Origin of the sequence: Streptomyces sp. UH6 (assembly GCF_013421635.1) — a bacterium.
GTDB lineage: Bacteria > Actinomycetota > Actinomycetes > Streptomycetales > Streptomycetaceae > Streptomyces > Streptomyces abyssomicinicus.
In genome coordinates this window covers 1-5,891 of the sequence record NZ_JACADT010000306.1, presented here as the reverse complement: position 1 = coordinate 5,891, position 5,891 = coordinate 1, and the positions used below count along the sequence as shown (strand labels likewise).

The following is a 5,891-nucleotide window of genomic DNA, read 5'->3' as shown; positions in this document are numbered from 1 at the left end:
GAGGAACTGGGGGCGACGGCCACCGTCGTGGCCTGCGACGCCACCGACCGCGACGCCCTCACCGCCCTCGCCGACACCCTCCGCGCCGACGGCACCCCGGTACGCGCCGTCGTCCACACCGCCGGAGTCGGGCAGGCGACGGCCCTCGCCGCCATGACCCGCGCGGAACTCGCCGAGGTGATGGACGCCAAGGTGACCGGTGCCGCCAACCTGCACGCCGTCTTCGCCGACGCCGACCTCGACGCGTTCGTCCTCTTCTCCTCCATCGCCGCCACCTGGGGCAGCGGTTGGCAGGGAGGGTACGCCGCGGCCAACACCTACCTCGACGCCCTCGCCGAACAGCGCCGTGCCCGCGGCCTGGCCGCCACCTCCGTCGCCTGGGGCCCCTGGGCCGGCGGAGGCCTGGCCCAGGGCGAAGCCGTGGAGCAGCTGGAGCGGCGCGGGCTGACCCTCATGGACCCGGACGTCGCGATCGCGGCGATGGAACAGGCCCTCACCCTGGGCGACCCCTGCACGACCGTCGCCGAGGTGGCCTGGGAGAAGTTCGCGCCCTCGTTCACCGCGATGCGCCCCAGCGCCCTGCTGGGCGAGCTGTACGACCCGCGCCGCGGGACGGCCGCCGACGGTCCCTCGCCCTCCGGAGAGGCCGAGGAGGACACCTCCGAGGCGTTCCGCCGGCAGCTCCTCTCCGTGCCGGCCGACGAACAGAGCCGCCTCCTGCAGGAACTGGTCCAGGCGGAGGCCGCCCGCGTGCTCGGACACACGTCCGCCCACGCGGTGGAAGCCGACCGCGCCTTCCGCGACCTCGGCTTCGACTCGGTCATGGGCATCGAACTGCGCAACCGCCTCAACGACAAGACCGGCCTCGACCTCGAGTCGACGATCGTCTTCGACGAACCGTCCCCCGAGGCCCTCGCGGTGAGACTCCGCCGCGAACTGGGACTGGCAGCGGACGAGGACGGGACCGAGGCGGCGCTCGCGGCGGCCGACCCCGACCCGGCCGCCGAGGGAGACCGCACCGACCGCAGCGACCAGATCAGGGACATGGACGTCCAGGACCTGATCCGCATGGCCTTGGAGACGAACAGCTGATGAACGCGGGTACCGACCAGATAGTCGAGGCGCTGCGCTCCGCCCTGGTGGACAACGAGCGGCTGCGGGTGCTGAACCGGAAGCTGGCCGACACGGCCACCGAGCCCGTCGCCGTCGTCGCGATGAGCTGCAGGCTGCCGGGCGAAGCCGTCTCGCCCGAGGCGCTGTGGCAGCTGGTGCTCGACGGCACGGACGCCGTGTCGTCGGTGCCCACCGACCGGGGGTGGGACCCCGCCTGGCTGCGCGGCCCCGGTGAACCGGAGGACGCGCCGGTCACCCTGGAGGCCGGATTCGTCCACGACGCGTCGCGCTTCGACCCGGCACCGTTCGGCATCAGCCCCCGCGAGGCCCTGGCGATGGACCCCCAGCAGCGCCTGCTGCTGGAGGCCACCTGGGAGGTGCTCGAACGCGGTGGCTTCGATCCGGCCTCGCTGAAGGGGTCGCCCACCGGCGTCTTCGTCGGCTGCTCGGCCTCCGGGTACAGCGCCACCATGTACGGCGACGCCCAGGGGAGCGAGTCCTACCTGCTCACCGGCACCGCGGGCGGTGTGCTCTCCGGGCGGCTGTCCTACACCTTCGGGCTCGAGGGACCGGCGGTCACCGTGGACACGGCCTGCTCGTCGTCGTCCGTGGCGCTGCACCTGGCGGTCCAGTCGCTGCGCCGCGGCGAGTGTTCGCTGGCGGTCGCCGGCGGCGCGGCCGTGATCGCGACCCCGGGCGTCTTCGCGGAGTTCAGCAAGCAGGGCGGGCTCGCCGGCGACGGCCGCTGCAAGGCGTTCTCCGCCGACGCCGACGGCACCGGATGGGCCGAGGGCGTGGGCATGCTCCTCCTGGAGAAGCTCTCCGACGCCCGCCGCAACGGTCATGAGGTGCTGGCGGTCATCCGCGGCTCCGCCGTCAACCAGGACGGCGCCAGCAACGGGCTGACCGCGCCCAGCGGTCCGGCGCAGCGCCGCGTCATCCGCCAGGCGCTCGCCGACGCCCGTCTCACCGCGGCCGACGTGGACGTGGTGGAGGCGCACGGCACGGGCACGACGCTGGGCGACCCCATCGAGGCCCGCGCGCTGCTCGCCACCTACGGCAAGGACCGCCCCGAGGACAGTCCCCTCTGGCTCGGCTCGCTGAAGTCGAACATCGGCCATCCGCAGGCGGCCGCCGGCGTCGCGGGCGTCGTCAAGATGGTGATGGCGATGCGGCACGGGGTGCTTCCGAAGACCCTGCACGCCGACGAGCCCTCCCCGCACGTCGACTGGTCGGCCGGTGCGGTACGGCTGCTCGACGAGGCCCGCCCGTGGCCGGAGACCGGCAGGCCGCGGCGCGCCGCCGTGTCCTCCTTCGGCATGAGCGGCACGAACGTGCACATCATCCTCGAGCAGGCCCCCGAGCCGGAGGCCGTCGAGCCGGACGCCGCTTCGGACGACGTAGCGGCCGCCGGCACCACGTCGGGCAGCACGGCTCCGGCCGGGGACGGGCTCGCGGTGGTGCCGTGGGTGCTGTCCGCCAAGTCGGAGCAGGCGCTGAAGGCGCAGGCGGAGCGGCTGCTGACGCATGTCCGGGAGAACCCGGACGTGCCGGTCGCGGACGTCGGCTACTCCCTGGCCCTCACCCGTACCGCGTTCAACCACCGTGCGGCGGTGGTGGCCGCCGGGCGGCAGGACCTCGAGACCGCGCTTGCGTCGATCGTGTCGGGCGCGCCCGCGCCCGCCGTCGTCGCGGGCGTCGCGGGACGCGGGACGCGTCCGGTGTTCGTCTTCCCCGGCCAGGGCGCCCAGTGGGCGGGCATGGCCGTCGAACTCCTCGACTCCTCGCCGGTGTTCGCGGCGCGGATGGCGGAGTGCGCGGCGGCTCTGGCTCCGCACACCGACTGGTCCCTGCTGGACGTCGTGCGCTCCGGTGAGGGCCTGGAGAGGGTGGACGTCGTCCAGCCGGTGCTGTGGGCCGTCATGGTCTCCCTCGCCGAACTCTGGCGTTCCTACGGCGTCCAGCCGGCCGCGGTGATCGGTCACTCCCAGGGCGAGATCGCCGCCGCCGCGGTGGCGGGGATCCTGTCGCTGGAGGACGCCGCCAAGGTCGTCGCCCTTCGGTCCCGGGCGATCACGGCGTTGGCGGGTCTCGGTGGCATGGTCTCGGTCGCCCAGGCGGCGGACACCGTCCGCGAGGCGATCGCCGCGTGGGGCGGGCGAATCTCCGTCGCCGCCGTCAACGGCCCCGCCGCGACGGTGGTGTCGGGTGACGTCGACGCACTGGACGAGTTCCTGGCCCACTGCCAGGGCAACGAGGTCCGGGCCCGCAAGGTCGACGTGGACTACGCCTCCCACTCCGCCCACGTCGAGGCCATCCGGGACGAACTCGCCCGCCTCCTGACGGGCATCACCCCCCGGCAGGGCGGCACGCCCCTCTACTCCTCTCTCACCGGTCGCCTGCTGGACGTGACCGAGACGGCGATGGACGGCGGCTACTGGTACGACAACCTGCGCGGCACCGTCGAGTTCGAGAACGCGGCCCGTGCCGCCCTCGCCGACGGGCACGGGGTGTTCGTCGAGGTCAGCCCTCACCCGGTCCTCGCCATCGGTCTCCAGGGCACCGTGGAGGACGTCGGCGCGGCAGCCGCCGTCCTCGGCACCCTCCGCCGCGACGAGGGCGGACCGGAACGCTTCCTGACCTCCCTGGCGGAGGCCCACTGCCACGGTGTGGCCGTCGACTGGGACACCGTCTTCGCCGGTACCGGCGCCCGCCGCACCGGCCTGCCCACCTATCCCTTCCAGCGGAGGCACTTCTGGCCCGACCCGCCGGCCCCCGGCGCCCTCTCACCGGTCCCCGCGGCGACGGAACCGTCCGGCGACGCTCCGGACGGCGAGGTCGACGAGGAGGAGGCCGCCGCCGGACGCGAGTTCGCGGCGCGGCTGCGTGAGGTCCCGGCGGCGGAGCGCCACTGGGCCCTCCTCGGCCTGGTGACCCAGCACGCCGCCGCGGTCCTCGGCCACGCGTCCGCCGACGTCGTCGAGACCGACACCAACTTCCTCGAGCAGGGCTTCGACTCCCTGACCGCCCTGCGGCTGCGCAACAACCTGCGCCAGGCCCTCGGCGTCGACCTGTCCGCGACCCTGCTGTTCGACCACCCCACGCCGGTCCGGCTGGCCCGGCACCTGGCGGCGCGGGTCCTGGGCGGCGACGAGGAGGAGGCACCGCAGGAGGCCGCGGCGGAGAGCCACCTGCTGGGAGAGCTGTTCCGGCACAGCCGCGACACCGGCCGGCCCGCCGAGTACACCGAACTGCTGATCAACCTGGCGTCCTTCCGGCCGGTCTACGACGACCACACCGCCCTGGAGACGCCCCACCGGGCCGTCCCCCTCTCCGGGCGCGCCGGAGGTGGGGCCCCCGCCCTGATCAGCTGCTGCACCATGTCGATGCTGTCGGGCGCGCACGAGTACGCCCGGCTGGCCGCCGGATTCCGGGGCGCCCGGGACGTCTACGCGCTGCCGCACCCCGGCTTCTCGGCCGGCCAGCCCCTCCCGCAGGACCTGGACGTCCTGACCCGCACCCACGCCGACACCGTGCTGCGCACCGTCGGTGACGCGCCGTTCGTCCTCACCGGCCATTCCGGCGGCGCCATGGTGGCCAACGTCCTGTCGCTGGAACTGGCCCGCCAGGGACGCCCGCCGGCCGCGGTGGTCCTGATGGACAGCTATCCGTTCGACAGCCCGATCCTGGTGGACTGGATTCCCCAGATGCTCGACGGCATGGTGGAACGGGACACCGCCTTCACGCCCATGGACGACTACCGCACCACCGCCTGGGCGGCCTACCTGCAGTTCTTCAGCAGTTGGAAGGCCCAGCGGCTGGACGTGCCGACCCTGCTGGTCCGTGCGGACACCCCGCTCGGCACCGTCCCGGAGGACGGCGACTGGCACGCCAGCTGGCCCCACCCGCACGAGGTCGTGGACGTCCCCGGCGACCACTTCACCATGCTGGGCGACCACTCCGAGGACGTGGCCAAGCGGATCCAGGAGTGGCTGGCCGACCGGGGGCTGTGACATGCGGTGCGGGGACCCGGCGGAGCCCTCCGCCGGGTCCCCGCACCGTCAGGGGCGGCGGTCCCGCGGGCGGGAGACGCCCGAGGGCCGCACCGCCTTGCCGAGGCGGGTGGCCAGGGCCTGCGTCCCGCCGGACGCCGACGCCGCGGCGACGACCACCGCGGGAAGGTTCCGCGTGTCCTCGCCGACCAGCCGCGCCAGCTCCCAGGCGGCCTCTCCGCCGCCGGAGAACGTGCCCAGCGCGGCCAGGCGGTCGCCGGCGACGACCCGCAGCACCTCGTGCCACGAGCGGACCTGGTCCTCGCCCGAGCGCAGCAGGATCAGTTCCTCCGGCCCGGTGTACAGCTGGGCGAGCCGGACGTACCAGGAGAGCGGGGCGCCGGGGGAGGGCACCAGCCCGATCACCCGGCCCGTCCCGGGCCGCAGGGTCACGAACGGCGGGCCGGAGGCCGAGGTGCCGGGCAGCAGTTCCAGCAGCCGGGCGATGGGCGTCGCGTCGTCGGCGTCGGAGGGGAAGCTCCGCAGCAGACGCACGCAGTGCGAGAGCACCCCCGACACGTCGGGCAGACGTCCGCGGTCGTGCTCCGCCGTCAGCACCAGGCCGCCCCCCTCGTCGCGGTGCGCGACCAGGGTCAGCGAGAACGCCGTCCTGGCGCCCGTGGTCCAGGGGAACTCCATGCGCACGCCGAGGGCGGCGAACGACGGCTCCAGCCGCTCGAAGGGATTGATCCTGCTGTCGAAGACGAGCAGGCTCCCGGCGTCCTG

2 protein-coding genes and 1 pseudogene are annotated in these 5,891 nt (G+C 74.2%); 2 read left to right on the top strand and 1 reads right to left on the bottom strand.

All coding sequences use genetic code 11. The annotated features are described in order from the left end of the window. The coding region (locus HW445_RS16120) for a beta-ketoacyl reductase (RefSeq protein WP_180221710.1) at nucleotides 1-1,092 on the top strand (1,092 nt) is incomplete at its 5' end. Continuing rightward, the gene (locus HW445_RS16115) at nucleotides 1,089-5,126 is read left to right on the top strand and encodes a type I polyketide synthase (RefSeq protein ID WP_374939661.1); all 4,038 of its coding nucleotides are present in this window, start codon (nucleotides 1,089-1,091) and stop codon (nucleotides 5,124-5,126) included. The genes HW445_RS16120 and HW445_RS16115, both read left to right, overlap by 4 nt. A gap of 48 nt (nucleotides 5,127-5,174) precedes the next feature. Here HW445_RS16115 and HW445_RS16110 read toward each other — a convergent pair. Further along, nucleotides 5,175-5,891: pseudogene (locus HW445_RS16110) on the bottom strand (hypothetical protein); the annotation flags it as partial.